Here is a 1880-nt window from a genome sequence, read left to right on the forward strand (position 1 = left end):
TTCGCCGTGGCGGGCGCCGGCGGTGTCCAGCCACAGCGTCGCGGTGCCGCACCAGCGGTCCAGCGGCGAACGGCTCAGGTGCAGCGTCTGCAGCTTGTCCAGTTCGGCCAGCCGCCACCAGCGCCGCCACCAGCCGCCGCGCACCGCCACGTAGCGCGCATCCAGCGCGTAGCCCATGCGCTGCGCCTGGCGCCAGGACTTGAACGCCGACCACGGCAGCCACAACAGCAGCAGCGCGGCCCAGGCGCCGAGGGTGGGCCACAGCCCCGCGCACAGCAGCGGCACCAGCAGCAGCGCCGGCAGCGAAAGGCGCCACCAGTAGCGCGTAGCGATGCCGTGCCAGTGCGCCGGCGGCCAGGCGATCTGCGGCAGCAGCCGCTGCAGCAGCGCATCGCAGGCGGCTGGGGTGGCCAATGGCGCCAGTTCCGTCAGCGCGTGGTCGTGCCCATGCCCGTGGTGCGATTGGACCACCGCCGTGTCGATGTGCAGGCTGCGCCGCCGCAACAACCGCTGCAGCACGCTCTCGTGCAGGGTCCAGGCCTGGATCCGGCGCCGCGCCACGCTGCTGCGCAACCGCGTCAGCAGGCCGCGCTCCACGGTCAGCCGGCGCTCGCTCTCGCTCAGCCGGAAGCCGTGGTACTGCAGCAGCGCCAGCCCCATCGACAAGGCGCGCATCAGCAGCAACAGCGTCGCCAGCATCATGGCGAAGGTCACCGCGCCCGCCATCCAGCCCAGTTGCAGGTGCGTGGCGTAGCCGAACAGTTGCCGCCCGTAGTGCTCGATCGCGTTGGAGATCATGCGCTCGGGGAACAGGTGGTAGGTGGCGCCGAACGCGGTGAGCAGCACCACCATGCCGCGGTTGGAGATCAGGCCCTGGCGCAGCACCTCGGTGGTGGGCAGCGCCAGCAGCAGTTCGCTGTCCGGCGCGGCAGCGGGTGCAGCGTCGGCATCGGTCGCGGCGATCGTGTCGGCGGCGGGTGCGCGGTGGCGGATCTGCTGTTCCAGCGCCAGCGCCTGGTCCAGCCGCAGCACCCGCATCTGCGCCTCGGGCTTGGTGCCGCCGGCCGACTCCAGGCGTACCTCGGCCACGCCGAACAGCCGGTGCAGCAGCGACTGGTGCACCACCACGTTGTGGATGCGCGCGAACGGGATCTCGCGCAGGCTGCGTTCCAGCCAGCCGCTGCGGATGCTCAGGCTGTCGTGGCCGATGCGGTACTGGTAGGTGAGATAGCGCAGCAGCGACACCGCCACCAGCCCGCTGCACACCGCCAGCATCACCAGGTGATCGGCGTGATCGCGGTGGCCGTCGCGGCTGCCGAACACCAGCAGCGCCAGCAACGGCAGCAGGAAATGCCTGAGGTGCTGCAGCAGCACGAACAGCCACGACCACGGATGCAGGCGCCGCACCGGCGTGGTGTGTTCGGCGTCGGCCAGGCCGCTCACAGCGCGTCGTCGTCGTGGTCGAGCTGGTGCGCCAGGCGCTCGCGCAGGCGTTCGGCGTCGGCCTGATCCAGACCGGGCACGGCGACCGCGGTATGGCGGGTGCCGGCGGTGTGCACGACCAGGGTGGCCAGGCGCAGGGTGCGTTCCAGCGGGCCGCGGCGCAGGTCCAGGTGCTGCACGCGCGAGATCGGGACGTGCGTCTCGCTCTGCCACAGGCGCCCGCGGAACACGTCCAGGCCCTGGGCATTCAGCCGCCAGCGGATGCGCCGGTGGCGGACGAAGCCGACCCAGGCGCCGCACAGGCTGCCCACCGCCGCCGCCGCCGCGCCCAGGGCCAGCGCATGCAGGTTGTGCAGGCTGAGGCCTACGATGCCGGCGGCGACCACCAGGCTCAGCCCGAGCATGCAGCCGCCGCCGAGCGCGGCCAGCCAGGCGCC

Annotated in this window: 2 protein-coding genes; both read right to left on the bottom strand. The window is 72.6% G+C overall.

Features of this window, described 5'->3' with window-relative positions:
- Window positions 1-1443: PH domain-containing protein (locus tag D588_RS0114785; RefSeq protein ID WP_017916536.1), on the bottom strand; the 1443-nt coding region annotated here is incomplete at its 3' end.
- A partial coding sequence (locus D588_RS0114790; RefSeq protein WP_017916537.1) for a PH domain-containing protein occupies window positions 1440-1880 on the bottom strand: 441 nt, incomplete at its 5' end. The genes D588_RS0114790 and D588_RS0114785, both read right to left, overlap by 4 nt.

The organism is Xanthomonas sp. SHU 308 (assembly GCF_000364645.1).
GTDB classification, from domain to species: Bacteria; Pseudomonadota; Gammaproteobacteria; order Xanthomonadales; family Xanthomonadaceae; genus Xanthomonas_A; species Xanthomonas_A sontii.